Here is a 26,480-nt window from a genome sequence, read left to right as displayed (position 1 = left end):
GTATCCGGCACCAGGGCGCGGCGCAGCGGCAGGATCGGCAAACCTTGCCGCTCGCAGGCCATGCACTGGTCAGAAGGCAGCCCGGCTTCGGCTGCCGCAATGGCGATACGTTGGCTGATTGTCAAAAACGACCTCGCATTGAAAGGGACCGTGATGGTCCCTGAACACTAACGAGGAATCGCTTGCCGGAGGTTCCTGGGGCGTCCTAAAACCTTGTAGGAAACGTCTCTAAATGAGCCATTGGACAGTCATAAAGCTGTCCATTCATAGGCTCGGGAGCCATGCCGAGGCTTGTGGGAGCGGGCGCGCCCGCGAACACCGGCAGCGCCGGTGCCATCCACCGCGTCGGATTCTTCGCGGGCGTGCCCGCTCCCACAGGTACTGCGCAGGCTTCAGGCCTGCGGAATACCCGTGGGAGCGGCTTTAGCCGCGAACACCGGCAAAGCCGGTGCCATCTACCGTGTTGGATTCTTCGCGGGTGAACCCGCTCCCACAGGTACTGTGCAGGCTTCAGGTTTGCGCAAGACCAGTGGGAGCGGCTTTAGCCGCGAACACCGGCAACGCCGGTGCCAGCTACCGCGTTGGATTCTTCGCGGGGGAGCCCGGTCTCACAGGTATTGCGCAGGCTTCCGGCTTGCGTGATACCTGTGGGAGCGGGCGGGCCCGCGAACACCGGCAACGCCGGTGCCATCCACCGCGTCGAATTCTTCGCGGGCATGCCCGCTCCCACAGGTTTTGCATAAGGCTCGGGTTTATCGAGGCGGCCAACCGCCGGCTACAGCTTTTGTGCATGCTTTGGGACCGATGCGGGCGAGGCCAGGGGCAGCATGAAGGTCAGCAAAGCGCCTATCACCAACAGCACTGCGGCATAGACAATCCCGGCCGTGAAACTTTGGGTCAGGTCTTTAAACCAGCCAACCACCAGCGGGTTCAGCGCCGAACCTGTGTTGCCGAAGGCGTTGATCACCGCAATGCCAATGGCGCGCGCCTTGAACGTCAGCGCCTGGTCCGGGGTAGTCCAGAATATCGACATGGCGGTGTACGACCCGGTGGCCGCCATGCAGATGCCGCACAGTTGCACCATTGGGTTACCGGCATAAGCGGCAAACATCCAGCCGGCAGCGGCCATCAGCATAGGCAGCACCAGGTGCCATTTGCGTTCCTGGCTGCGGTCGGAATGCAGCCCCCATACCACCATGCCGATGATGGTGCACACCTGCGGGATCATCGCCAGAAAGCCAATGGTGCTGTTGCTGCTGTCGGCGGCACTGATGCTCTTGATGATCAGCGGCGTCCACACGGCGATCATCGCCAGCGTGTTGACCAGGCAGAAATACACCAGGCTGAACATCAGCACCGTGGGTGAGAGCATTTCGTGCAACAGGCTAGCGGGGCCGTCCCCTGTTGTGCGGTTGGAAGCTGGGTTGTCTGCGGCCAGGGCATGCTGCAGATGTTGCTTGTCTTCGCGGCTCAGCCAGCGGGCCTGCTGCGGCGTGTCGTTCAGGTAGCCGAACACCACGAAGCCCATGATCACCGAAGGCATGCCTTCGAGCAGGAACAGCCACTGCCAGCCGTGCAAACCCCATACACCATCCAGGCCAAGTATCAGCCCAGAGAGCGCCGACCCGAAGCCTGCGGTAAACGGCATCGCGATCATGAACAGGGCGTTGGCCCGTGCCCGGTAAGCCGCCGGAAACCAGAACGTCAGGTACAGCAGCACACCTGGCAGAAAGCCTGCCTCCGTGATACCCACCAGAATCCTCAGCAGGTACAGGCTGCTGGCATCAGTCGCGAACAGCGTCGCGGTCGAGGCCAGCCCCCAGGCGATCATCAGGCAGCCGATCCATTTGCGTGCACCAACCTTGGCCAAAGCCATGTTGCTGGGGATACCACAGGCGATATAGGCGATGTAGAACAGCGTGGTGGCCATGCCGAACTGGGTACTGCTCAGGCCCAGGTCACCCATCATGGTCAGGCCGGCAAAGCCGATGTTGATCCGGTCGAGAAACGACAGCACAAAGCACAGGAACAGAAAGCCGAGCAGGCGCCTGGACACTTTGCGCATAACGGTTTGCTGGGGACTGCTGGCGGTTTTTATCGTTGTAATGGGGGCAGTGTTCTGATGCATGTGGGCGCCTGGTTATTATTGGTTTCAGCGGCACCGGCTTCGGTGCATTGGCCAGTGCAGGTACTACAGGTCTTTAAGCGCGCACTGGGCAAGTTCAGTGAAGGCCTGGGCGTCGCCAAGCGCATGGGCGCTGAGCAGCGCCAGCTTGGTCAGGAACAGCTCGGCCTTGGCCGGTGTGGCCTGGTCCAAAGCGTCTGCCAGTACGTCGTAAACCACTTCCAGGTCTGTTGCGGTCAGGGTGTTCATGGCGCTTCCTCTCAGTGCTTGCCCAGGGCAGTGTCGATGGCGGATTGCAGTTGTGCGGCCGATACCTGCAGCCAGCGGGCGCAGATGTGCTGGTCTGGGCGCACCAAGTAAGCGCCATTGCGGGGGATGCCATACCTGGCGGCGATGCGGCCGGTGGTGTCGTCGATCAGTTGGTCTGCACCGGTGATGATGGCCTGGGCGTTTTGCGCAATCGCGATGATCTGCAAGGGCACGCCGCTGCTGCGAATGGCAGTCGCCTGCTCGATCACGTCACTTGGGATGCAGTCACTGTCGGTGAAATAGAGCAGGTAGAAGCAGGCACCCAAGTGGTCGAACAGGTAGTCGTCTTCGGCCAGCCTGATGTTCAGTAGCGGGGCGCCGTTGCGCGGGCCGGCGGTGAAATGCTCATTGTCGTCAGTTGCACAGTTGAGCACCGAGTCCGCGTAGTCGTGTGGCCGCGAGGTGCGCCAGTGGTACAACGGGCGGACGAATGCCTGGGTCAGAGACAGCGACAACACCGCATCGCGTACCAGGCGGTAACCCGCTGTGGGTGGCGCCATGAACCGGGTGCTCTTGCCGGCCTCGCCGATGATTTCCCGCGCCGCACTGACGCGTTCGGTGGAATAGGACGGCAGCAGCTTGGGGCCTGCCAAACCCTGGAGCGTGAGGGCCAGTTTCCACACCAGGCCATGGCAGTCCTGGAACCCGGTATTGGCGCCACGCACGCCGAAAATCGGCAACAGGTGTGCCGCGTCCCCGGCAAATATCACGCGCTTGTGGATGTAATTCGGCAGGGTCAGCGCCCGGGTGGAATAGACCGAGCTCCAGTCCATTTCCCACTGTGGGTCTTCAACGCCAAGCATGCGCAGCTGGGCATTGATGCGTGTGCGCAGTGATTCCGGTTGCAACGCCTGTTCCGGGGTTTCGCTTTCGGGCAGTTGGTAGTCGATGCGCCAGATATCACCCGGTTCGCGGTGCATCAATACGGTGTTGCCCGGGTTCCAGTCCGGGTCGAAATAGGCCAGGCGCTCGGTGGGCAGGCCCAGGTCGATCTTGATATCAGCAATCACGAAGCGCCCTTCGTACGCGGTACCCTCCAGTTTCAGCGCCAGCAGGGTGCGCAGTGTCGAGCGGGCACCGTCCGCCGCTACTACCCAGTCAGCGTCCAGTTCATAGCTACCGGCTGAGGTATCGATGCTCAGCCGGGCGAAGTCGTCATGCTGTGCCAGGCCGGTTACGCGGTTACCCCAGCGCAGGTCTACCAACGGATCAGCCTCGGCGGCCTCGACCAGCAACTGCTCCAGGCAGGGTTGTTGCAGGTTGGTCATGGGCGCGTAGCGGTCGTCAGGATCGTGTGGGTTTTCCATACGAAACACCAGCTGGTTGCGGTAGAACGAATTGCCGCAGCTCCACGGCAAGCCAAGCTCGCAGACCCGCTCGGCGACACCTACCTGCTGCAGGATTTCCATCGAGCGACGGGTGAACACGATCGCCCGGCTGCCCTCGCTCACTTGCCGTTCCGCCGCCAGTACCACGCAGGCTATGCCATGACGGGCAAGGTCCAGGGCAGTGGTCAGGCCGATCGGGCCGGCGCCTACCACCACTACAGGTTTGCGTTCAACGGGGGCGGCCCCGACGCTGGCCGTATGGGCGGGGAAGACTTGATAGTTGAAATAGAGGGAACGACGCGGCTCGCTGTGGGGCTGATGCATGTGGTGCACATCCTTATTTTTGTAGCTTTTCAGGTGTGCAAGTGACTGTACGTGAGGCGACAGCCAGCGATGTCCCCTTGAGGGGACAACTGCAATTTCCACGGCCTGCAGAGCGAAGCAGGCGCTGCCCAGTGTCTATAATCTGGGCAACTCTTCGCGCAACGGATGCTCACATGGCCAGATCAACAGTCCTTACAGCTGTTCTCACCTCATTGGCCTTGGCCTTTGGCCCGGCGCTCGCTGACCCGGGTAACGGCAAAGGCCAGGGCCAAGGTCAGGGGCACGGCAAGGGCCAGGCTCAACACTCCCAAGGCCAGGGCAATGCGGGCGGCCACAAGCAGAGCGCTGGCGGCAATGACTGGCACGGCGGCCCGTCCATCGACCGCGGTGATGTGCTGGGCATTCTCGGTGGCCACCGCAGTTACTGGAGCCCAGGCCCCGCATTGCCTCCAGGCATTCAGAAGAACCTTGCGCGCGGCAAGCCCTTGCCGCCCGGAATCGCCAAAAAACTGGATGGCCGCCTGGTGGGGCAGCTGCCGCACTATGACGGGTATGAGTGGATGCAGGCGGGCGCGGACCTGATTCTGGTCGCTGTGGCGACCGGGATCATCTATGAGGTGTTGAACGGGGCGTTCGACTAGGGCCGCAGGCTTTTGAACTGAAACAGGACGAACTCGCCCTGCACGAAGCGGCGCTTCACTTGATGGTGCTTCACTTGGGGGATGGCGCAAAGAGCCTGGTAATGCCGCCCGCTTGCAACTTGGCAAGCAAAAGCCGCGAGCCCGGCCTTTTGCACCACCGGTCGAACACAAGGCACTCACGCCTGCCGATTTCTCTCTGAACAACAAGCGCACCATCGGTGCGCTGCCACCAGGAGAAAGCCCATGGCAATCGACCACAATGGCCCCGACTCGCCGTACCCGGGGCCGACGGAAAGTATCACCGACGCAGGGGCCGGCCACGGCTCGGGCCTTGAGCAGGCTGAGTCCGAGCCCAAACAAGGTGTCGGTGAAGCCTGGTCCGAAAATCGCCCGGTAGACTGGGACCCACCTCCAGGCAATCCAGGCTCTGACCAGGACGGGCAGCTCGACCGGGACAACGGTACCGCAAGAATCAACGATGAGCAGGCGGGTGCAGGTGATGGAGAGGTTCCGTTACCCGCAGATGATGAAGGCCCGATTGAAGAGGAAATGAAAGACGTGGAGGCCAATAACTCGGTATCCGCCGAGCATCCTCTACCGCGTTGATGGAATTTGCCTTACAGGGCCTGATGCCAACAACTACAAGGCGTCCAGGCCCTGCCATCATGATCAGGCGTTTCTCCAGCAGGCCAGCAATGCCCGCTTCGCTGAACGAGTGCTCGACCCTGGCGTGGTCGCGGCATCGTAGTCCGCTGCATTCGTTTGCCGCAGGGCAGCGATGATTACTCGGCTAATATCCGCAGCATCTTCTGGTCGCGCCCTGCGAATCTGATACTTCATGTGGTTACCTCAATTCCTTGATCTGGCACCGCCACCGTGGGGGCGGATTTACCCGCGAAGCATCTTGCGCGGAGTATGGCACCGGCTGCGCCGGTGTTCGCGGGCAAGCCCGCCCCCACAGGTATGGCGCCAGCTCAGACGTTGCACCGTCCCTGTGGGAGCTGGCTTGCCTGCGATGGGCTGCGCAGCAGCCCCTCTGGCGCATCAACGCTTTCGTAATAGGGTAGCCAGCCCAACGGTCAGCACTACGGCGCAAAGCATGGCCAGCCCGATGGTCAGGCCAACGCCCCACACTTCGAGCAGCGCCGCCAGCACAAGATAAAACGCGATCACCCCCACCGCACCGATCGCATTGCCCCGCACCATCGCTACCATCCCGGCCCGCCCGCCTTGTACATGGGCGAACACCACCAGCGGCCAGGCAATCACCGGTATCGGGGCGAGCATCCCGCTGGTCGCCGGGCCCAACCAACTGGCCAGGCTGGTGATGATCATCAGCAGGCAAGTAGCAGACACCATGCGCAGGGGGATCTCCCAAAATCGCTGACGGCTGCGGCTCAGAGTGTCGGGTTTGGGCTCACGGCCGCTGGCGCGTATCAGCACGCCAATAAGCACCAGTGCCACGGCAATCGACAGGTACAGGTTGCCCCAGTGGGTAAACGCATAGGCGGCCACGCCATAGCACAGCAACGCCAGCAGCACGGCTGCGGCGGCGCCCAGCCTGCGCGTGGCCAACAGGTAGAAGGTGTAGGTGGCCTGCACCGCCGCCAGGCCGCCCAGTGCGCCGGGTATCGCGCCCAAGGCGAAGGCATTGCCCTGTTCCAGGCACAGGAAGGTCATTACCAGTGCCGAGGTGATCGGCAGGCCGGACAGCAACCCACCCAGCAAACCGCCCCAGCGGCGCGAGGCGAGGGAGATGGCCCACATCAGCAGGGGGGTGACGATAAGTTTCAGGTAGAACAAGGTCATTGCGGGTGTATCCAGGCTAGATGACGGTGCGCCCGCCGTCGGCATTGGGTAGGGCGCGGATGATTCACCCGCGGCTGGCCTCCAGGGCCTGGGCCAGGTCGGCGATGATGTCGTCACTGTGCTCGATGCCTATCGACAGGCGCACCATGTCCCGCGGCACGCCGGCCTTTTCCAGCTCCTCGTCGTTGAGCTGGCGGTGGGTGGTGGAGGCGGGGTGGCAAGCCAGAGACTTGGCATCGCCGATGTTCACCAGGCGCACCACCAGCTGCAACGCATCAATGAAACGCGCACCGGCTGCCTGGCCGCCCTTGATGCCGAACGACAGGATCGACGCCGGCTTGCCGCCGGTGTAGCGCTGGGCCAGCTCATGCTCGGGGTGGTCGGGCAGCCCGGCGTACTTCACCCAGGCCACCTGCTCGTGCGCTTGCAGGTAATGGGCGACCTTCAGCGCGTTCTCGGTGTGGCGCTCCATGCGCAGGGCCAGGGTTTCCAGGCCTTGCAGGATCAGGAAGGCGTTGAACGGCGACAGCGCAGCGCCAGTGTTGCGCAACGGCACCACGCGGCAGCGGCCAATGAAGGCGGCGGGGCCGAAGGCTTCGGTGTAGGTGACGCCGTGGTAGGACGGGTCGGGGGTGTTGAGCAGGGCGAAACGTTCCTTGTTGTCGGCCCAGGGGAACGTGCCGGAGTCGATGACGATGCCGCCGATGCTGGTACCGTGGCCGCCGATGTACTTGGTCAGCGAGTGCACGACGATGTCCGCGCCATGTTCGAACGGTCGGCACAGCATTGGGGTAGCCACGGTGTTGTCGACGATCAGCGGCACACCGTGGCGGTGGGCGGCTTCGGCCAGTGCGGCGATATCGACGATATTGCCGGCGGGGTTGCCGATGGATTCGCAGAACACCGCCTTGGTGCGTGCGTCGATCAAGGCTTCGAGCGCAGTGATGTCGTCATGGGCGGCGAAACGGGTTTGAATGCCCATGCGCGGCAGGGTGTGGGCGAGCAGGTTGTAGGTGCCGCCGTACAGCTTGGCCACCGAGACGATGTTGTCACCAGCCTCGGCGACGGTCTGGATGGCGTAGGTGATGGCCGCCATGCCCGAGGCCACCGCCAGCGCGCCAACCCCGCCTTCGAGGGCTGCCATGCGCTTTTCGAGTACATCGTTGGTCGGGTTCATGATGCGCGAGTAGATGTTGCCGGCCACTTTCAGGTCGAACAGGTCGGCGCCGTGCTGGGTGTCGTCGAAGGCGAAGGAGGTGGTCTGGTAGATCGGTACGGCCACTGCCTTGGTGGTCGGGTCGGGGCTGAAGCCCGCGTGGATGGCGAGAGTTTCCAGCTTCATGCAATCGTTCCTTGAGCGTGGGGTGGAAGCGTTCGAGCATGCGGCGGCGGAGGGGAGTGGGTCAAGGACGCTTTACGGAGCCATTCTCTCGCCTTCGCCACGCCGTTGTGCCTGCACCGACTGTAAAGATATGCAAAGTTTCCCCGGGCCATCATGCCGCAGCTCTAGAATCCGCCCGCTGCCCAACCGGCTACTGGCAGGCAGCAGATCTAACCCTGTGGAGCGTTCCAATGAAGTCGAAACATTTTTTCCGTGCAGCCCTGGTTGCAGTCCTGGTATCTAGCCTGTCGGGTTGCTGGATGTTCATGCCGCCGGGCGGTGGCGGCGGTCACGGTGGTGGCCACGGCGGTGGCTTCGGCGGCCATCAGGGCGGCGGCCCTCGCTGAGCTGACCTCGCGATGGAACGCACTGCCTCGGCCGGGCTGCAGCAGCGCACCCGGCGCGAGCGCGCTCACCACGCTATCCGCTCGCCATCCCACCCCCAAAAACTGCCACTCTCCGACGGCCCAAGCCGCCCCACCTGCTCAATCACACACCGTGCAGCAAACGGCGGTTCAAACAGCTTCCCCTCCGGCACATTCCCTTGAAACGGCCGCGACAGCTCGGTATCGGTAGTGCCCGGATGCAGCGCCAGCACCGTGGCGTTCGGGTTCAGGCGTTTCAGTTCGATGCTTGCGGTGTGCAGCAGCTGGTTCAGCGCGGCCTTGCTCGCGCGATAGCTGTACCAGCCGCCCAGTCGATTGTCGCCGATCGAACCAACCCTGGCCGACAGGGCTGCAAAGGTGGCGGGCTGACTGCGCAGCAGTGGCAACAGATGCTTGAGCAACAGGATCGGCGCGAATGCATTGGTGGCGAAGCTGGCTTGCAGGCTGGTGAGGTCCAGTTGGGCCAGTGATTTCTCGGCTTTGGTGCCCTCCTGCTGGAGGATGCCGAGTGTGCTGATAACCAGGTGAAGGTGCGGGCAGGCAAGGCCCACCTCGCTTGCAAGCGCAGCCAGCGCCTGCTCGTCGCGAGCATCGTAATCCAGCAGTACCACGCGTTCGCCATGTGCCTGGGCCAGCGCAAGCAGGCCGTCAGCAGTGCGGGCGTGTCGCGACACAGCCCAGACCCGGCTTACATCATCGCGGGCCAGCAACGCCGCACACAGTGCCAGGCCGATACCTCGGCTGGCACCACATATCAGCACGTGGGCATTGTCAGATAACCCGGGGATCAGGCTCATTGGGTGCGCCTCATGTTTCGAATGAATCTAGCCTACCGGCATGGTCTTTTGTTTTAAATATGCGTTCTAGCTTGGGTTTTCGAGGCCGCTTTGCGGCCCCAGTCTGCAAACGGTGCATATCAGAAGTTGTAAGTCAGCCGGGTGAAGTAGTAACCCCCGGTAAAGCCATAAGGCGAATAGGCCCCATACCCCTTGGTCATGGTCTTGCTGCTGGGGTTCTGCCGTTCGGGGTAAACATCAAACAGGTTCTGCGCCCCCACGGCCAGGTTGAGGTCTTTGGTCAGCTGATACCCCACGTCGATATCGGTGATCCAGCGCGCCTTGTACTCCCGGTCCAGGCTGCGGTCGGTCGCCGAGTTCACTTCACGCCATGAACCATAGCGGGTCAGGGTGAGGTTGCTGGTCCAGCGCTCGCGTTGCCAGTTGGCGCCCAGAATCAACTTGGTGTGCGGCTGCACCTCAGTCAAAAAGTTGCGCGCCTGGCGGTCCATCAGGCTGTAGTCCGTGCCCTGGATAGTGACGTTCTCCTTGTAGCTGAGGATCTGCGTCTGGTTCCAGTTGAAGGCAGCTGTCCATTTCAGTTGCCCCCAGTTGCCCAGGTTCTGGTCGAAATTGCCCACCAGGTCCAGGCCCTTGGTGCGGGTGCTGGCGCCGTTGGTGAAATAGCGTCCGCCAGAGGTGGAGTCGATGCCGTTGTCCAGCAGCGCCTGGGTCACTTCGTCGCCCAGCAGGGTACCGGTGAGCGTGATGCGGTCGCGCACATTGATCACGTAGGCATCCGCAGTAAACGACAGCTGCGGAGCAGGCTGGTAGGTCAGGCCCAGGCTGTAGTTGGTCGAGCGCTCGGGCTTGAGTGCGGTGGCGCCCAATGCCTTGGCTGCCGCCGAGTCCACCGGCAGTACGCCGTAGTTGATCGACTGGTATACGCCATTGACCACGCCGTAGGTGGTCGAGCGGGCGCTGAACAGGCTGTTGGCCAGCGAAGGTGCACGAAAGCCGTTACTGACCGTGGCGCGCACGGCCAGCTCGGGGGTGAAGTCGTAGCGGGTGGTCAGCTTGCCGCTGCGGGTGGCACCCACTCCACGGTTGTAGTGTTCATAGCGCAGCGCGCTGCCCAGGTACCACTGCGGCAGCGGGTTGAAGCCGACCTCGATGTAGCTGGCCACGCTGTTGCGGCTGGTGCTGGTGGCTTCGTCCGGCGAGATGCCGTTGGTGACCTGTGCACCGGAGGCGGCGCAGTCGCCGGGCGCACGGCAGTAGCCGCCGTTGGCCCACGAGGCCCAGTCGCCATCGCGCACCTGATAGGTATCACGCCGGTGTTCCAGGCCCCAGGACAGGTCAAGCGGCTTGTCCAGGCCGATGTCGAAGCTGCGTTGCAGGTCGAGGTTGCTGGTCAGCTGTGTGGCAATCCAGGTGCCCGATTCGAAATGGTTGGGCGTGGCCTCGCCCAGCGAGGCGTTCTGGTTGTGCGTGGTGCCCTGCAGCGCCTCGTTGCGCCCGTAGGTGCTGGACAGGTCCCAGGCCCATTCCCCGGCATTGCCCTTGGCGCCGAAGGCGCCCTGCACATCATCTTCCTCGATGTACCAGGTGGGCGTGTAGCCACCGGGGTAGCCGTTGGGGCCGGTGGTGATGGTGTTGGTGATGGTCGGCAGGCGGAAGTTCTGGCCCTGCTCGGCCTTGCGGTGCGAATAGGTGGTGAAGGAATACAGGGTCAGGTCGTCGCTTAGCGGCAGTTCGGCGTTGTAGCCCAGGGTCAGCAGGTTGATCTTCGGCGTGCCGTAGCCGCCGTAGGTCGACTTGCCGGCCTTGTCGAAGGCTTCGGCATAGCTGTAGCCGTTGGCGCTGGCCTTGTTGTCGTCGTTCTGGCTGCGCGCATCCAGGGCCAGCTGCACGATGCCGCTGTCACCGACCTCGAAGCCCTTGTTCAAGCCTTGCTGCACGGTCTGCTTCTTGCCGTCGTAACCCTGGCCTGCGTTGGTCACCGAGGTGCTGGAAGCGTCGGCCTTGAGGATCACGTTGATCACCCCGGCGATGGCGTCGGAGCCGTACTGTGCAGCTGCGCCATCGCGCAGTACCTCGACGTGGTCGATAAGGCTGATGGGGATCAGGTCAAGGTCGGTGGGTGCTGCGCCCGCATGGATGCCGCTGATGTTAAGGGTGGCGCTGGTATGGCGGCGCTTGCCGTTCACCAGTACCAGTACCTGGGCCGCATTCAGCCCGCGCAGGCTGGGCGCACGGGCCATGCCGCTGGCGTCCCAGCCGGTTTTTTCCGGCAGGGTGAAGGATGGCACGGTGGCGCTGAGGGCTTCCATCAGGCCGGGCTTGCCGGTTTGCTGCAGTTGCTTGGCGCTGATCACATCGATCGGCACCGGGCTGGTGGTGACGGTGCGTTTTTCCGAGCCGCGGTTGCCGGTGACGATCACGGTGCCCAGCTGTGACGGGGCCGTGGCCTGGGCAGCGCCCTCGGCAAATGCGTCAGGCGCGGCCAGGCCGGTGGTACCAAGGGCCATGGTCAGCAGTGCGGGTTGCAGGCGCGGGCTGGGCAGTTTCAAGGCGTGAAGCATGTTCGCTCTCCATGAGCGCTGTCGAACAGCGGGTGCACAGGGGCCGCCCGCCGGGTGGCCCCGGCAGGCAAGCAATAGGGGAAATTGGCTAGCGGCGTATCAGGGCGCTTTTGCAGCGACCGCTTCGATCTCGACCAGGGCGCCCGGCAGGGGCAGGGCCACCACCTGCAAGGCGGTGCGGGTTGGCTTTCTCGGCTGCTCGGCAGTGGCGAAAAATTCGGTGTAGGCGGCTTGCAGCCCGGCAAAATCCAGCTTGCCCTCGGTGGCCGGGTCACCTACCAAAAACACCCTCAGCTGTACTACGTCACCCAGGCCCAGACCCTGGCTTTGCAGCGCAGCCTGGATCTTTTTCAGCACTGAGCGGGTCTGGGTTTCGGTGTTGCCATAGGCGGCAATGGTCTGTGGTGGTGCCTTGGGGTCGGCAACGTCGGGCAAGGTGCCGCTGACGAAGGTCAGCGAGGTGCCGGCGGGTACGGTGACCAGTTGCGAAATGGGGAACTTCGAGCCTGGCGGGTCGACACGCTTGATGGTGTCGGCCTGGGCGGTAAGTGCGGACAGTGACATGAAGGCTCCAAGCAGCAGGGCAGTTTTGTTCATGATTGGGCTTCCTTGTTCAGGCGGCGACGCCGCGTTGCTGTTGCAGGGCGTGCCGGGCGATCTGCCCGACCACATGGCGTGCCGAGTCCGCAGCGCTGTTCTGCCAGATGCCCACCCCGCCATGGGCCAGTGCATCGCTGGCCAGCCAGGTGCGGCCCTGGGGCTGGTTGAGGTGCGAGTAGCCGGGTTCGGCAAGCACGTCATGGACAATCCATGGGCTTTCGCTGAACGGCACCTTGGACCAGTTCACCGCCACCCCGCGCTGCAACTTGCCGGCATGGCCCGGGTGCAGCGACTCCACGGCCTGGCGCGACGACGCCAGTTGCTGCTCTGTCGAACGCGTGGCAAATGTGCGCGCCACTTCGCCGGTGTTGTAGGTGCCCACCAGGATGCCTTGCGCACTGTTCAGGTGGTCGCTGGGGTACCACAGCAGCCGCGCTTCGTGGTTGATGTAGGAGAGCCCGCCGTAGATCTGGAACTCGCTTTCCCAGAAGCGCGGTGCCTGCCATGCCACCTTGTTGGCCAGGTCTGGCTTGGCCTGGGCGATGGCCGCCTGGGTCGTCTTGCCAAAGTTGTGGTCGACCCGGGCCAGCAGTGGCAGGGGAATGGTGACGATGGCGTAGTCGGCCGTTTCTACCTGGGTCTTGCCGCTGCGCCGTTCGCGCCAAGTGACCTGGCTGGACTTGTCGCCGGTGCGGATCGCCTGCACTTCGGCGTGCAGCTGCACCTTGTCCCGCACCTTGGCGTACAGGGCTTTGGCAATCTGGTCCATGCCGCCGACCGGCTGGAACATGGTGGCGGAAAACTCCGGGATCTCGTCGAATACCAGCGGCAGCATCAGGTTAGGGTTTAGCAGTTGCCTGAGTGCCACGGGCTGGCGCTGGATCGGGGTCTGGTCGCCCGCCCCGGCGAAGCGGGTATAGCCGGCGCGGACCGAGCCCTTGTAATGGCGCTGCTCGTCGAGGTCGCCGTATACCTTTAGAAAGTCCAGCAGGGCTTTCTGGTCGCCGGTGTCCAGTTCCTTGTCCAGCGCTTTGCCGCTGATGCTGCGCGACAGCAGTTCGCTGAGGTGCCCACGGGTGTCATTCACCGCCTGGCGCAGCAGCAACGGTGGCTGGGCAAGGTCTGGTTGGGCGAGGGCGTTGCGGCTGCTGTTGACCAGCACTTCCAGCGGCACGCCCAGCTCGCGGCAGTAGCCGAGGATGGTCAGGTGATGGCTGGGCAGGCGTGCGGGCCCTGCATTGAAATAGTGGCCGTTGTCGAAACGCACCTGCTGGCGGCTGCCGTCATTGTGCAGTACCTCGTCGCCGTTGCGCAGCGTCCACGCACGCCCGCCGATTCGCTCGCGGGCTTCCAGCACGCGCACCTCAAAACCGGCTTTGCCAAGTTCATAGGCTGCCACCAGGCCGCTGATGCCAGCCCCCACCACCAGCACGCGCTTGCCGTTGCCGGACGTGGTCGGCAGGCCCAGCGGCTGGAAGGTGCTGGCCGTGGCCGCAGTAGGCAACAGGCCTAGCGCGGACAGGCTGCCAAGCGCGGCGCCGTAGCTGCCAGCGGCCATCAGGTGGGCAATAAGGTCTCTACGGGTCAAGCCCATGGTGTGTTCTCCTTGCAAGTGGAAAGTGATTCCGTTCAGCGCGGCGCTACAGCTCGTAGCGCACACTCAGCAGCACGGTGCGTGGGTCGTTGACCGAGTAATAGGCGGTGCGGCTGGCGGCCGAGTTGGCAATGCTTTGCGGGTAGGCGCGGTCGAGCAGGTTCTTGACCGACAAGGTGGTGGTCCAGTGGCCGTCCGCGCTGGCATAACTGGTGCTGGCATTCCAGAAGCCCTGGGCAGGTACTTCGTAGATATCGGCGTTCAGCGGGTTGGCGTAGGAGCGGGTCTGGTACTGGTAGTCGGTGTTGGCCACCAGCTCACCCGGCAGGTTGACGGGCACCGTCCAGTTCAGGCCAAGGCTGGCGTTCCATTCCGGTGCAAAGATCATTTCCTTGCCGTCGGCACTCACGCCTGGGCCACTGGCATTCTGGAAGTCGTCGTACTGGCTTTTCAGGTAGCCCAGGTTGGCGGTCAGGCGCAGGTCGCGCGCCAGCAGCACGGTATTTTCCAGCTCCACGCCGTAGGTGTGGGCACTGCCGACGTTCGTACGCAGGTTGGCGCTGATGGCCGGGTCCCAGGCATTGGTCTGCAGGTCGTCGTAGTCGTTATAGAAGAAGGCGATGTTGCTGCGCAGGCGGCCATCGGCAAAGTCGCCCTTGAAGCCCACCTCATAGGTGGTGACGTTTTCCGGATCAAAGCCCTGCTCGGCAGCGGCGCGGGTTGGCGCGCGGTTGTCGAAGCCGCCGGCCTTGAAGCCCCGGGCCACATAGCCGTACTGCACCAGGTTATCGCTCCAGGCGTACTCCAGGCCGATCTTGGGGCTGAGGGATGCCCAGGAATCACTGGTTTCGGTAGCGAAGTTGGTGCCGGTGATTACCCGGTCGGTGGTGATGGCGTAGTTGCTGTAATCGAAATTCTTGTGCTCGTGGGTGAAGCGCAGGCCGGTGGTCAGCGACAGGCGAGGGGTGAGCTTGTAATTGCTCTGGCCGTACAACGCGTAGCTTTCAGTATCGGTGGTGCTGTATTGGCCGCTGGCATTGACCCGGTTTTGCGCCACCGAAAAGGTCAGGCTGTCGCGCTCGGCGCGAAAGCGCTCCTTGTACAGGTACACACCGAGGGTGTAGCTGAACCTGTCGTATTCGCCGTTGAGCTGGAACTCCTGGGTGGCGTAGCGCTGCTTGTAGGTGATCAGGTTGTTCTGGATCGGCGACGCGGTGCCGCTGTTGGCCTGGCCGGAGTTGTCGTAGTCCACCGGCTGGTCGAACTCGGACCAGGCCGTGACCGACTTGAAGTTCAGGTGGTCATCGATGCTGTAGATCGCGCGCAGCACCGCACTGCCCTGGTCCAGCTTGTTCTTCGGGTCGAGGCTGCTGTAGGTCTTGAACTTGTCGAAATGGCCGTTGGCCGGGTTGAAGGGGGTATAGCTGGTGGTATCGCCGCGGTCGAAGGTGCCGGCCAGGGTCAGTTGCACGTCCCAGGGCGAATCCTGCGGGGCCAGGCGCAGCTTGCCGCGGTAGGACTGGATGTCGATGTTGTTGACGTCCTTGTCACGGGTGCGGTTGTACACGGTGCCGTCGCGGGTCAGGCGTATGGCCGAGAAGCTGCCGAACAGGGTGTTGTCCACCAATGGCCCGCTGACCAGCAGGCGGCCGTTCTGTGCGTTGTAGTTGCCGGCACCCAGCTCGACGAAGGCGCGGGCCTGCTGGGTCGGGTCGCGGGTGATTACCCGTATCGCGCCGGCTGCACTGTTGCGCCCGTACAGGGTGCCTTGTGGGCCGCGCAGCACTTCAACGCGCTCCACGTCGTTGAAGTCCAGCATCGAAGAAATCGCCCGCGGGATGTACAGGTCATCGGCGTATACCGCAACGGCCGCTTCCTGAATCGGGTCGGTCTCGCCAATACCGCGTATGCCATAGGTTTGTGCGCTGTAGGAAATGGACTGGCGGTTCAGGGTGAGGTTGGGCACCCGACCGGACAGGTCGCGGATGTTGTTGATCTGCGCATCCTGCAGGGTGCGCTCGTCGAAAGCGCTGATCGCCAGCGGGGTTTTCTGCAGGTTCTCTTCACGGTGCTCCGCTGTGACGGTGACGGTTGGCAGTTTGTCGCCTGGCGTCTGGGCAGGCTCGGCGAAGGCCGTGGGCGTGAAGAGGGCAAATGCAACGGCGGCGGACAGGTGAGGGCGTACAGGGTAGGGCAAAGGCTTCATGCTGCAGCTTCCAGATAACCAGCATCGAGTGGGATTTCGGATACCTGGATACCGCAGCCGGGTGTGATGACCTGAGGCGCAAGGAGGTATTAGGTTCCTTTGCCTCCGCCAGTCAGGGGTCGGTCTGGTGAGAACATATCTCTATGAAAAAACGTTTTGAAATACTTTTTGCGTCTAAGCTAATATTATTAACATGAATTAATAAAAGTGCTTAAAATTCAATAAATGCATTTTATGGTTGAGATAGAGGTGGTTTTCAGGGGCCGAGTGGCCATGAACCTGTTGCTTGCGGGTGGCGCAACGGCGGCTGGCGCCCGTGCCGACGAGGGTTACTTCGAGTCGCTGCGGGCCAAGGTTCGTAAGCCTCAAGGATGAAAAGCAAACGTCTTTGGCCAACGCAGGGGGCTAGCTGTCTCCGGTTTGCACCACTGCGCCTGAGCGTCACTCCAGGTAAATCTTGGTCAACAACCGCAACAACTGGTCCCGCTCCTCATCATCCAGCGCAGAGGTCGCCTCGCGGTCGCTGTCCTTGGCGATCTGCTTCAGTTCCTTGAGCAGCGCTTCTCCCGTCTTGCTCAAGAAGATCCCGTAAGACCGCTTGTCCGGCTTGCACCGCACGCGCACGGCCAAGGCCCGTTCTTCCAGCTTGTTCAGCAGGGGCACCACCTGCGGTGGCTCGATCGCCAGCGAGCGCGCCAGTTCAGCCTGCAGCAACGCCGGTGTCGTCCTGCTCCCGCACAGGCGTGTCGTGCGGGGAGAGCGTCGTTGAACGCCCCCTGTTCGCCACCCCGAACGGCACATGCACCATCGGCAAATCCCCCGCCGGCGACTGCAAGTGGCTGCGCTGGTCGTCGAAGAACACATGGGGCTTCAGAATCGACAACACCCTGGGCTTCTCCATGCCGCCGAGAAAGAAGCACTCGTCCGGCGATACGCCCCAGTCCTTCAACGTCGTCACCACCCGCTCATGTGAAGGCGCATTGCGCGCCGTGACAATGGCAATCCGCAAGATCCGCTTGTAGTCCGGGTTCTCGGCCAGCTTGCGGTCCTCCAGCATGCGTATCAGCGAAAGCTTGCGGTACAGGTCCGCCAGCGGCCCTGGCGAATGCGGAATGCCCTTGTGTACGCGCTCGTGCTCCTGAAAGTCATCCAGGTTGTCGTTGCGCTTGTACACGCTCTCCGCCTCGTCGTCGGCAATCACGCCATCGAAGTCGAAGGCTACGCGCAATTCGGTGTCGATCTCGTCATCGTAGATGCGCGTCGGCAGCACCCGCCCGGCCGGGTAGTTGGCGTCGATGGCTTTCTGCACGTCTTCCTCATTGGCACTGAGGAACAGCGAGGCGTTGAATGCCGGGATGTACTCGTAGGGCGAGCGGCCCGACATGAACGCCGCGCGGGTGATGTCCAACTGATAATGGTTGATCGAACGAAATACCCGCAGGCCGGTTTCCGGGGAGTTGCGCGAGAGCAGCACCACCTCTACCGGCAGTTGCTCGGGGAATGCCTGGTTGATACTCAGGAAGCGGCGAATGAACGGGAACGCCACGCCTTTGGGGAATGGCTCGTCCAGGTTCTGCTGCTGGTGATGGCGGTACGCCTCGACACCCTGGGTCTTGTAGATGTCGTCCGAGACGGTAAGGTCGAACAGCGCACTCGAGGCAACGCCAATGACCAGTTTCTGTTCGATGGGGTAGGGCATTGAGCAACTCCTGAGCCTGTGCTGATGGCAAGTGTACGCCTGCGCGGTGACGAAAGCCCTCAGGCCTCCGGCACCAGTCCGAGCAGCACCTGAACCTGGCGCTGCAACTGGCTCACATGCTCGCGCTCTGCACGCAGCGCGGACTGCAGTTCGCGGTTTTCCTGTTTATGGATGCGAGCGGAGCGCTCCAGCTCGCGGTCGCCTTGCAGCAGGTCCCACATCTGGCCTTGGCGAGCGTTTTGCAGACCCACCAGCAGCAGGGTGATACCGCAGACGCCCAGCAGAGAGATTTCGATAGCTTCCATGTGACGCTTCCTTGGATAGTGGCAGTTTGCCGGTAAGCGAAACGATATGTCCATAAAGGCTACATGTCGCATTGCAGACCTCCCCGTTACTGATCAACCACTCAAATCTCTCGTTCATCAGTGGATCCAGTGATGCCAATTTGATAGCTTTCCGCCCCTTACCGCTGTATCCGGATAGGAATTGATGAACCAGCTATACGAACACGGCACTCTGACCCCGGTCGCGAAGCCGATTGTGGACAGGGTGATCGAGACCGCCCTTGGCAGTCTGGACGCTACTTCCGATAACAAGGTACTGCGTGGCCTCAACGATGCGTTGGCGGGCGAAATAGAACGTTTGAACGCAGACGTCGCGACCCCGGATGGCGACCTGCAGGGGCCACTGAGGGTGTTGCGCGAACTCAGGCAACAGCTCGACGAACTGCTGGCGCTGGCCGATGGTCATGCCTTGTGCAGGCAAGCGGTGGAGCGCCTGGCAAGTGTGCAAGGCCAGCATGAAATCGAAATGGCCGCGCTGCAGGCCAGTGCCGAGGTGCAGAGCCGCAAGCTGGTGGCAAGTACCTTGGCCCGCGTGCAAAAGGAAGGGGCAATCCGCAAGAGCCTTGAGCAGTACCAGGAGCAGCTGGCCGCCAGCAACCTGGCACGGGACGCGCTGTCTACCACGGTGACGACGGCTTTGAAGAGGCTTGCGCTGGCAACCAGCACCCAGGCTCAGCGCGTTGATAGCGTCGAGACGCATTTGGCCAGCCTGGTGGAGCGCCAGCGTGAATGCGAGCTGCAATTGCAGCAGGTGTGCGGGACGGGCTGGGCGGTGTATCTGGAGCGCAATGCAGTGCCGCTGGTGGCGTTGGCGGTGGCTGTGTTTGCGCTGGGGCTGAACCTGTTCGGTTGAGCGCAACTTAACGGCAAACCTGAGGCCTGCGCGGTCGTTGTGGAAGCGGGTTCACCCGCGAAGAATCCTGCACAGTGGATGGCACCGGCTTCGCCGGTGTTCGCGGGCACGCCCGCTCCCACAGTGATCGCGCAGACTCTGACATTTTTAACACGACAGTGGCTCCCGCAGGGCTCAGCGTCGAGCTGCCAGGGCCTCAGGGTTGGCAACGTTCTTTGGCTTTCCTTCGAAAAACGCCAGCACATTGTCGAAGGCATCGCCAAAGTACAGCTCGTAGCCGTTCTTCTCCACGTACCCCAGGTGCGGCGTACTGAGTACGCGTGGGTGGCGCAGCAGCGGATGGGCCGGGTCGAGCAGCGGCTCCTCCTCGTACACATCCACCGCCGCGAAACCCGGCCGCCCAGCATCCAGTGCCTGTAGCAATGCCCCCGGGGCAATCAGTTCTGCGCGGCTGACGTTCACCAGCAAGGCGTCGGGCTTCATGTTGGACAGGTCGTCGAAGGTCACCCCGTGGCTTGTCTGGTCGGACAGGCGCAGGTTCAGGCTGACAATATCCGCTTCGGCAAAGAATGCCTGACGCGAGGCAGCAGCGCGATGGCCATCGGCTTGGGCTGCGGCGCGGCTGCTGTCGCTGCCCCACACCAGCACAGGCATGTCGAACGCCTGGGCATAACGCGCCAGACGCTGGCCGATCTTGCCGTAGCCCCAAATACCCAGCAGCTGGCCGGCCAGCGCCTGGCCCAGATTGACCTGCCATTGGCCTTGGCGGAAAGCATTGATGGCCGGCACCAGTTGCCGGCGGGCATTGAGGATCAGCGCCCAGGCAAGCTCCGCAGGCGCCACCGGCGAGCCGCGCCCCTCGGTCACCGCAATGCCGCGTGCGGTGCAGGCAGCCAGGTCCAGGTGGCTGGACACCTTGCCGGTCTGGCTGATCAGCTTGAGGTTGGGCAGGCGGTCGAGCAGGGCGGCGTCGATGCGGGTACGTTCGCGGGTGAGTACCAGTGCGTCGGCATCGGCAAAGCGTGCTGCAAGTTGCTCCAGCGTGGCCGGCTGGCGCTCATGGAGCACGCTGACAGCGTGCCCGCTCAGCTTGCCGAAGCAATCGAGCGTGCGGATCACATCCTGGTAGTCGTCGGGAATGACAATGCGCATGGTGGTCTGGCCCTGGCGGTACAGTGAAGCGTCGAAGATAACCCAACTGCGCGCATCAACGTCAGATCAGGATGTAGTCGCTGCGCACCACCACCGGCTCATGCGCCCCTTCGACCAGGTGCACGAACTGCCCGCCCACCTGGTCGATTGCCAGGCAGTCGTCGACATCGAGCAAGGCGTCGGTGTGCGGCTTCAGCCAGTGTGCCTGCATGCGCTGCTTGCCCAGGGCCTTGGCTTCGGTCTTGTTGCGGGCGGCAACCAGCAGGTAGCGGTGCGCCTCGCCGAACACATCGCGCTCGTAACCGCCGAGGTTGATGAAGTACAGGTGCAGTGCGCCGCGGGCGGGGGCGTCCGGGCGCAGTTCGATCCGTTGGCCGTCCACGCCGTGCACTTCCAGCCACGAATCGATGTGCAAGCCTTTCGCGCTACCGAACCAGGCCTGGCGCAGCTGCGGGTAAGCCTGTTCGAAGGTGTCGGCCTGGGCGAATACCACGTCGTGGACTTCGATCTTGGCGCCGGGGTGGCGGCCTCCGAGCATGACGACGTAAAGCATGGGCGGTCCTTTGCGTGGCATTGAGTGAAAGTGCATTGTACCCAGCCACAGCCAGTTCGATGAAGCGATGCCTGAGCATTGTTGGCGCGGGCATGCCCGCGAAGCAGTCCGTGCGGTGGATGGCAAGGGCTTCGCCCGTCTCGCCCGCGCTGCCGTTGGCTTCCTCGAATGCCACCGTGGCACTGTGACGCCTCGCCGGGGACGAGTCCACCGATTACAAGGGATTGCGCAGGCCGCCAGACAGGTGCTCTACCAGAAAATCCACAAACACCCGCACCCGCGCCGGCATCGCCTGGCCACCGACGAACACCGCATGGATCGGCTCGCGGTCGTCAGGGTTGTACGCCTCCAGCAACGGCACCAGCCGCCCGCTGGCCAAGTCGTCGACCACCGTGAAGGTACCGATGCGTGCCACGCCGGCACCGATCCTGGCCAGTTGCGCCAAGGCTTCGCCGCTGCTGCATTCGATATTGCCCGTCACCTTCAACGAGAATACCTGCCCGTCGCGGCGAAACGGCCAGTCGGGCGCGGCACGGCGGAAGTTGAAGCGCAGGCAGTTATGCCGGGCCAGGTCTTCAGGCTCAAGCGGGGTGCCGCAGCGTTGCAGGTACTCGGGCGAGGCAACCACCACCTGGCCGGTTTCACCAATGGCGCGGGCGCTCAATGAACTGTCCGGCAGGTGCCCGAAACGCAATGCCACGTCGGCCTGGCCGCCGAGAATGTCGGCCACTTCGTCACTGAGGGTAAGGTCAACCAGCACTTGCGGGTAACGTGCGCTGAAGGCCGCCAGCAGCGGTACCACGGTCAGCCGGGCATGGCCCAGCGCAGCGCTTACCCGCAAGCGCCCGCGCGGCACGCCCTGGTCGGTGATGGCTTCTTCCACTTCGAGCATGTCGGCCAGCACCCGCCGTGCACCGCGCAGGTACGCCTCACCCTCGGGGGTGAGGGTGATCGCGCGGGTGGTGCGCAGCAGCAGGCGGGTGCCCAGGCGCTGTTCGGTGCGGGCGATGATGCGGCTGACCGCAGAAGGCGTCAGGTTCAGTGCCCGCGCGGCGGCCGACAGGCTGCCTTCTTGCGCCACCCTGGCAAATATCTCCATCTCGCCGGATCTTCCACTGAAGTCCATTTGTGCCTCGTGCGCAAAGGTGGTTGGCAAAAAAGCAGTCTAGTGCACTTTTAAAATGGATCGTAGCATTTGCGGCATAGATAAGGAGCTTGCCATGCGTATCAATCCACCTCTCGTCGCACTTGCCATCGGTGCCTTTGGCATCGGTGTCACCGAGTTCGCCCCCATGGGCATGTTGCCCAGTATCGCCACTGACCTTGGCGTCTCCATCCCCGCTGCCGGGCTGCTGGTCAGTGCCTATGCCATTGGCGTGCTGATCGGCGCACCGCTGATGACCCTGGCCACGGTGAAGATCCCGCGGCGTTATTTGCTGATCGGGCTGATGGCCATTTTCACACTGGGTAACCTGATGTCGGCCCTGGCCAGCGATTACACCAGCCTGCTGGTGGCCCGTGTGGTCACCTCGCTCAACCACGGTGCCTTCTTTGGCATCGGCTCGATTGTCGCGGCCAGCGTGGTACCGCCCGAGAAGCGCGCCGGGGCGGTGGCGGCAATGTTCATGGGCTTGACCCTGGCCACCATCGGCGGCGTGCCGCTGGCGACCTGGTTTGGTGAAATGCTGGGTTGGCGCACGGCATTCTGGGGTATTGCCGGGCTTGGCCTGGTGGCGATGACCACGCTCTGGTACGCGCTGCCCAATGTGCCGTCGCCCAAAGGTGACGGGGCCATGGCCGAAATCCGGGTGCTGGGCCGCGGCCCCGTACTGGCGGCGTTGCTGCTGACGGTGGTGGGTTCCAGTGCGATGTTCACGGTGTTCACCTACATTGCGCCGATCCTGCAGAGCGAGGCGGCGGCGTCCACCACCTTCGTGACAGCCATGCTGGTGTTGTTCGGTGTGGGCCTGACCTTGGGCAACGTGTGGGGCGGCAAGGCGGCAGACCGCTCGATCGACCGCACGCTGATCGTGTCGTTGGCGTTGTTGATTGGCGTGCTGCTGGTGTTCCCGCTGGTGCTGGACTGGCCGCTGCCGACGGCCTTGGCGATCCTGGTGTGGGGCGCGGCCAGCTTTGCACTGGTGCCGCCACTGCAGATGCGGGTGATGGAGGCAGCCAAGGATGCGCCCAACCTGGCATCGGCGGTGAATATTGGTGCATTCAACCTGGGCAATGCGATTGGCGCGGCGCTGGGTGGCGCAGTGATCAACGCAGGTTTGGGCTACCCGGCGATTTCCCTGGCGGGCGCGGCGATGGCGGCGCTGGGGTTGGTGATGGTGTTGCTGTTTGCCTGGCGTGGGCGGGTGGTGGCAGCGGGGCGGCAGGTTGCGGTGTAATTAGCTGAGATCGCCGGGGGCGCTGTGCGCCCCTATCGCGGCACAAGGCCGCTCCTACAGGTACAGCGCACGCCTCAGGTGCTGCGCGATCTTTGTGGGAGCGGCCTTGTGTAGCAATAGGGCTGCAAAGCAGCCCCAGGATCTTGCAGGTGGGACCCCTCAACACACCTCAGAACTTGCCGCGCAAGGTCAGCATGTAGTTGCGTGGCGCGCCGTACCAGTTGCCGGTGTCGCTGGCATCCACGGTCTGGTAGTACGTCTTGTCGAACAGGTTGTTGCCATTGAGCGTGGCCGTCCAGTGTTCCTCGATGCGGTACTCGACCAAGCCGTTCCACACCGCATAACCGGCCTGGCGAAACGCATACGGGTCTTGTTGGCTGAGCCCACCGTCGGGCAGGCGGCGCTGGATGAAGCCACTCTTGTAGCTGTCGCTCTGGATGGTGGCCCCCAGGCCGACCTTCCAGCGCTCGAACTCGCCGGGCAGTTGGTAGGTGGTAAAGAACCTGAACAGGTGCTTGGGTGTTTGCGTGCTCATCGGCGTGCCGTTGTTGGCGGCATTGCCGGCAACACGTTGCCTGTTGATGTTGAAGGTGTAGCCGGCCATGGCTTGCCAACCGGGGGCCAGCTCACCGGAAATCTCGCTGTCGATACCCTTGCTGATCACCTCGCCAGAGGCGCTGTAGAAACCTTGGCCAGTGCTCACCGCTTCGTTCAGACGCTTGGTGTAGTAAAGCGCGCTGGACAGGTTGAGGCGCCCATCGAGCAACCCGCCTTTGGTACCGAACTCGTAAGTTTCGCCCTCGATCGGGTCCAGTGGCTGGCTGCTGGGGGACTTGAAGGCGGTTTGCGGCTGGAAGATCTCGGCATAGCTGGTGTACAGCGACCACTGCCGGTTCAGGTCGAGCACCAGCGCGCCAAACGGGGTGATGACGCCGCGGTTGCTTTCCTTGAGCCGGGTGTCGGCATTGTTGAAAACCGGGACCACGGTGCGGGTGTTGTCACGGTAGTCGGAGTAGCGTGCGCCCAAGGTCAGGTGCAGTGGCTCGGCAAGCTGCGCCTTGAAGGTGGCATATGCACCGGATTTGCGCTGGTTCCAGTCGGGGTTGTAGTAGTAGCTGGGGGGGGGGGGCGCGGCTTGGGCATGGCGCCGGCGTCACCTGTGGTGATGTCGAAGGGCACGTTGATGTCGCTTACTTGCGACAGGTCGCTGTCGTTGCCGCCGACCACGGTGATGCCGGTGGTCTGGTCCAGCACCTGGGTCAGGCTGGTGAGGTGCTGGTCATCCATGCGCTGGCGGGTCATGACACTCACGGACTGCGGGGTTTCGCGCAGGCTGCGTGGCGTCTTGCCGCCTGTGCTGATGGTGCCTGTGGTGTAGGAACCGGTGTTCTCGGTCTGCTCGCCGAGGTTGGCAGTGCCGGTCACGTTGGTCGGGTCCAGTGCCACAGCACCCAATGGCAGCGGTTCGCTGGCCGGGATCAGGCGGTAGCCGCTGTGCTGCGGCATGGCTTGCAGGCCGCTGCCGACCAGTAACTGCTGCAGGGCTTGTTGGCTGCTAAAACTGCCGCGCAGCCCGGCGCTGTATTTGCCGGCCAGGTCACCCGGGGTAAAGGCAATGTTCAGGCCGGTGCTGCGGCTGAGGGCAATCAAGGCTGCATCCAGCGAACCGGCCGGGATGACGAGCTCATAGCGGGTGGCGGTGCTGGCGCTGTCGGTGGCATGGGCCAAGGGCAGCGTAGCCAGGCCCAGGCTGGTGCAGAACAGGGCTTGGCGGATGGCGAGGCGCAAGGGGGCGGGTCGGGTCACGTGGGGTTCTCGTTGGCAATTTGAGTGTTCTGCTGTGTATGCCGGGCGAGATTGCAAACCCCTTCACCCGGCGAGCACTTTTTTTGCCAGGTTGTTTCAGGCGCTAAGGCGCACCCAGTAACGCGTCATTGCCTGTACGCGCAAGCCGTGGGCCTGGGCGATGAACGCCAGGGTGGCGTCGGTGTCGTTGAGGTTGAAATTACCGCTGATAGTGCGTTTCGCAACCTGTGGGTCACAGCCAAGGTAGCCGTTGCGATAACGGCCGAGCTCGTCGAGCAGTTCGGCCAGCGGCATCGCCCTCGCGGTCAGCAGGCCGTCGCGCCAGGCAGCGGCGTCTTCGGCGTTGCCGGGCAGGCGCAGCACGTTGTCGCGGGTTACCCGCCAGGTTTCTCCGGGTTGGGCAACGGCACCGGTACCCGAGCGTGGCTGTATGTTCACGGTGCCTTCGGCAACACCCAGGCGGCAGGCGTCGGCGTACTGACGTATGTTGCAGCGGCTGCCGTGGGCGGTGAACGTGGCAAAGGTGGTGGTGACCTGCAATGGGCGCTGTTGCAGGCTGGCGTTGTCGCCACCACTGACCAGGTAAAGCTCGCCGCGCAGCAGTTCGATACGCCGGTGCCGGGCATCGAAATACACACGTACGGCGCTGTCGGTATTTAGCTCCAACTGGCTGCCATCGGCCAGGGTCCAGCGCTGATGTTCGCCGACACGGGTGCTGTAGTCGGCCATCAGCCGCTGCCAAGGTGCGGTTTCGCGGGTCCCCCAGGCGGTGGTGCCGACTGCCGCGAACAGCGCCAGCAGTTTCAGCACCTGGCGCCGCTGCAGGCGGGCTTCAGGCAGTTTTTCCAGCGCCTGGCGCGCCAGCCCGCTCGGCACACCGGCAAAGTGCCCGCTCAGGCTCTGCATGCGCGCCCAGGCCAGGCGGTGGGTTTCGTCATCCGCCAGCCAGGCCTGGAAGGCCGCCCGGGTAGCAGGGTCGGGCCGGTTGTACGTGAGACGGATCGACCATTCGATGGCCTGGTCTACTGTTGCGCCGGGTAGCGCCGGCAGTGTGCTGGTGCTCATGGCGTGCTCTCGAAGACAAGCTGATAGCAATGGCGCAAGGCTTTGCTGAGGTCGCGTTCGACGGTGGACAGCGACACCCCCAGCTGTTCGGCAATGCGCGGGCAGGGCATGCCATCCAGTTGTGCCAGCAGGAAGATGGTGCGCGTGCGTGCGGGCAGCGCGTCAAGCAGCCGGTCGATGGCCACCAGTGCCTCGAGGGCCAGGGCACTGATCTCCGGTGATGGCACTTGAGCCTCGGGCAGCTGCGCCAGCGTGTCCAGCCAGGCCCGCTCGATGTCGCGATGGCGCCACAGGTCGATGACCAGCCCGCGGGCAATCGTGCGCAAATAGGCACGTGGCTCCAACAGCGCCTTTGCCTGGCGCCTTTGCAGTACCCGGACAAAGGTGTCGTGGGCAAGGTCGGCAGCATCCGCTGCACTGTTCAGCCGATGGCGCAGCCAGCCTTGCAACCAGCCGTGGTGCTCGACGTAGAGATGCTCGATGGGGTGTCTGCTGCCGGGCATGCCACTCTTCCGTGTTCGTGCACTAATGGTAATGACTCGCATTAT

At 63.3% G+C, this 26,480-nt stretch carries 23 protein-coding genes and 2 pseudogenes; 5 read left to right on the top strand and 20 right to left on the bottom strand.

Annotated elements, in window-relative coordinates:
* Window positions 1-775 precede the first annotated feature (775 nt).
* The 3 genes from E8E78_RS17565 to E8E78_RS17555 form a co-directional block, all read right to left on the bottom strand.
* Window positions 776-2,065, bottom strand: coding sequence for an MFS transporter (locus E8E78_RS17565; RefSeq protein ID WP_053092293.1), 1,290 nt, complete (start codon window positions 2,063-2,065; stop codon window positions 776-778).
* Between the two features lie 126 nt (window positions 2,066-2,191).
* Window positions 2,192-2,374: a hypothetical protein gene (locus E8E78_RS17560; RefSeq protein WP_049276062.1), complete on the bottom strand. Its 183-nt coding sequence runs from the start codon at window positions 2,372-2,374 to the stop codon at window positions 2,192-2,194.
* A gap of 11 nt (window positions 2,375-2,385) precedes the next feature.
* Window positions 2,386-4,086, bottom strand: a complete 1,701-nt coding sequence (locus E8E78_RS17555) for an FAD-dependent monooxygenase (RefSeq protein WP_049276064.1) — start codon at window positions 4,084-4,086, stop codon at window positions 2,386-2,388.
* Window positions 4,087-4,259: 173 nt separating this feature from the next.
* Between E8E78_RS17555 and E8E78_RS17550 the strand changes: the two genes are divergently transcribed.
* Both E8E78_RS17550 and E8E78_RS17545 read left to right on the top strand, forming a co-directional pair.
* Window positions 4,260-4,727, top strand: a complete 468-nt coding sequence (locus tag E8E78_RS17550; protein ID WP_049276065.1) for an anti-virulence regulator CigR family protein — start codon at window positions 4,260-4,262, stop codon at window positions 4,725-4,727.
* A 243-nt stretch (window positions 4,728-4,970) separates the two neighbouring features.
* Complete coding sequence (locus E8E78_RS17545; RefSeq protein WP_049276067.1) at window positions 4,971-5,333, top strand: hypothetical protein; 363 nt, start codon at window positions 4,971-4,973, stop codon at window positions 5,331-5,333.
* Between the two features lie 438 nt (window positions 5,334-5,771).
* Here the strand turns inward: E8E78_RS17545 and E8E78_RS17540 are convergent, their stop codons facing one another.
* Window positions 5,772-6,536 carry a hypothetical protein gene (locus tag E8E78_RS17540; protein WP_049276068.1) on the bottom strand — a complete coding sequence of 255 codons (765 nt, stop codon included), beginning with the start codon at window positions 6,534-6,536 and terminating at the stop codon, window positions 5,772-5,774.
* Window positions 6,537-6,600: 64 nt separating this feature from the next.
* Window positions 6,601-7,878, bottom strand: coding sequence for a bifunctional O-acetylhomoserine aminocarboxypropyltransferase/cysteine synthase (locus tag E8E78_RS17535; protein ID WP_049276069.1), 1,278 nt, complete (start codon window positions 7,876-7,878; stop codon window positions 6,601-6,603).
* 230 nt (window positions 7,879-8,108) lie between these two features.
* Between E8E78_RS17535 and E8E78_RS17530 the strand changes: the two genes are divergently transcribed.
* A complete protein-coding gene (locus E8E78_RS17530; RefSeq protein ID WP_162838445.1) occupies window positions 8,109-8,264 on the top strand; it encodes a hypothetical protein in 156 nt (51 codons plus the stop codon).
* A 65-nt stretch (window positions 8,265-8,329) separates the two neighbouring features.
* On the opposite strand, the gene E8E78_RS17525 is transcribed toward E8E78_RS17530, so the two are convergent.
* The 8 genes and pseudogenes from E8E78_RS17525 to E8E78_RS17490 form a co-directional block, all read right to left on the bottom strand.
* The gene (locus E8E78_RS17525; protein ID WP_049276070.1) at window positions 8,330-9,100 is read right to left on the bottom strand and encodes an SDR family NAD(P)-dependent oxidoreductase; all 771 of its coding nucleotides are present in this window, start codon (window positions 9,098-9,100) and stop codon (window positions 8,330-8,332) included.
* A gap of 119 nt (window positions 9,101-9,219) precedes the next feature.
* Window positions 9,220-11,664 carry a TonB-dependent receptor gene (locus tag E8E78_RS17520; RefSeq protein ID WP_080983714.1) on the bottom strand — a complete coding sequence of 815 codons (2,445 nt, stop codon included), beginning with the start codon at window positions 11,662-11,664 and terminating at the stop codon, window positions 9,220-9,222.
* 99 nt (window positions 11,665-11,763) lie between these two features.
* Window positions 11,764-12,261: a RidA family protein gene (locus E8E78_RS17515; RefSeq protein ID WP_049276072.1), complete on the bottom strand. Its 498-nt coding sequence runs from the start codon at window positions 12,259-12,261 to the stop codon at window positions 11,764-11,766.
* Window positions 12,262-12,277: 16 nt separating this feature from the next.
* The gene (locus E8E78_RS17510) at window positions 12,278-13,858 is read right to left on the bottom strand and encodes an FAD-dependent oxidoreductase (RefSeq protein ID WP_114942114.1); all 1,581 of its coding nucleotides are present in this window, start codon (window positions 13,856-13,858) and stop codon (window positions 12,278-12,280) included.
* A gap of 46 nt (window positions 13,859-13,904) precedes the next feature.
* Window positions 13,905-16,064: a TonB-dependent receptor gene (locus E8E78_RS17505; protein ID WP_049274551.1), complete on the bottom strand. Its 2,160-nt coding sequence runs from the start codon at window positions 16,062-16,064 to the stop codon at window positions 13,905-13,907.
* A gap of 441 nt (window positions 16,065-16,505) precedes the next feature.
* A pseudogene (locus E8E78_RS17500) lies at window positions 16,506-16,778 on the bottom strand (MarR family transcriptional regulator); the annotation flags it as partial.
* Window positions 16,765-17,763, bottom strand: coding sequence for a 5'-nucleotidase (locus tag E8E78_RS17495; protein WP_049274550.1), 999 nt, complete (start codon window positions 17,761-17,763; stop codon window positions 16,765-16,767). The pseudogene E8E78_RS17500 and the gene E8E78_RS17495, both read right to left, overlap by 14 nt.
* Window positions 17,764-17,822: 59 nt before the next feature.
* On the bottom strand, window positions 17,823-18,068 hold the full coding sequence (locus tag E8E78_RS17490; protein ID WP_280311689.1) for a hypothetical protein: 246 nt from the start codon (window positions 18,066-18,068) through the stop codon (window positions 17,823-17,825).
* A gap of 505 nt (window positions 18,069-18,573) precedes the next feature.
* On the opposite strand from E8E78_RS17490, the gene E8E78_RS29110 reads away from it, so the two are divergent.
* Window positions 18,574-18,960 (top strand): hypothetical protein, encoded by a 387-nt coding sequence (locus E8E78_RS29110; protein ID WP_155403409.1) that lies wholly within the window; start codon window positions 18,574-18,576, stop codon window positions 18,958-18,960.
* Between the two features lie 174 nt (window positions 18,961-19,134).
* Here E8E78_RS29110 and E8E78_RS17480 read toward each other — a convergent pair whose 3' ends face one another.
* The 3 genes from E8E78_RS17480 to E8E78_RS17470 form a co-directional block, all read right to left on the bottom strand.
* On the bottom strand, window positions 19,135-20,112 hold the full coding sequence (locus E8E78_RS17480) for a D-2-hydroxyacid dehydrogenase family protein (protein ID WP_049276470.1): 978 nt from the start codon (window positions 20,110-20,112) through the stop codon (window positions 19,135-19,137).
* Window positions 20,113-20,173: 61 nt separating this feature from the next.
* Window positions 20,174-20,665, bottom strand: coding sequence for a DUF1543 domain-containing protein (locus E8E78_RS17475; RefSeq protein ID WP_049276469.1), 492 nt, complete (start codon window positions 20,663-20,665; stop codon window positions 20,174-20,176).
* 214 nt (window positions 20,666-20,879) lie between these two features.
* Window positions 20,880-21,791, bottom strand: coding sequence for a LysR family transcriptional regulator (locus E8E78_RS17470; RefSeq protein ID WP_049276468.1), 912 nt, complete (start codon window positions 21,789-21,791; stop codon window positions 20,880-20,882).
* A 94-nt stretch (window positions 21,792-21,885) separates the two neighbouring features.
* Between E8E78_RS17470 and E8E78_RS17465 the strand changes: the two genes are divergently transcribed.
* Complete coding sequence (locus E8E78_RS17465; protein ID WP_049276467.1) at window positions 21,886-23,061, top strand: MFS transporter; 1,176 nt, start codon at window positions 21,886-21,888, stop codon at window positions 23,059-23,061.
* Window positions 23,062-23,230: 169 nt separating this feature from the next.
* On the opposite strand, the pseudogene E8E78_RS17460 reads toward E8E78_RS17465, so the two are convergent.
* The 4 genes and pseudogenes from E8E78_RS17460 to E8E78_RS17445 all read right to left on the bottom strand — a co-directional run.
* A pseudogene (locus tag E8E78_RS17460) lies at window positions 23,231-24,127 on the bottom strand (TonB-dependent receptor); the annotation flags it as partial.
* The gene (locus E8E78_RS17455) at window positions 24,091-24,567 is read right to left on the bottom strand and encodes a TonB-dependent receptor plug domain-containing protein (RefSeq protein ID WP_280337119.1); all 477 of its coding nucleotides are present in this window, start codon (window positions 24,565-24,567) and stop codon (window positions 24,091-24,093) included. The pseudogene E8E78_RS17460 and the gene E8E78_RS17455, both read right to left, overlap by 37 nt.
* Before the next feature lie 396 nt (window positions 24,568-24,963).
* On the bottom strand, window positions 24,964-25,932 hold the full coding sequence (locus E8E78_RS17450; protein WP_049274704.1) for a FecR family protein: 969 nt from the start codon (window positions 25,930-25,932) through the stop codon (window positions 24,964-24,966).
* Complete coding sequence (locus E8E78_RS17445; RefSeq protein ID WP_049274702.1) at window positions 25,929-26,435, bottom strand: sigma-70 family RNA polymerase sigma factor; 507 nt, start codon at window positions 26,433-26,435, stop codon at window positions 25,929-25,931. The genes E8E78_RS17450 and E8E78_RS17445 overlap by 4 nt, the downstream gene beginning before the upstream one ends.
* Window positions 26,436-26,480 lie beyond the last annotated feature (45 nt).

Origin of the sequence: Pseudomonas sp. BN505, from assembly GCF_029873175.1 — a bacterium.
Lineage (GTDB): Bacteria > Pseudomonadota > Gammaproteobacteria > Pseudomonadales > Pseudomonadaceae > Aquipseudomonas > Aquipseudomonas putida.
This window is presented reverse-complemented; position numbering and strand designations above follow the sequence as displayed.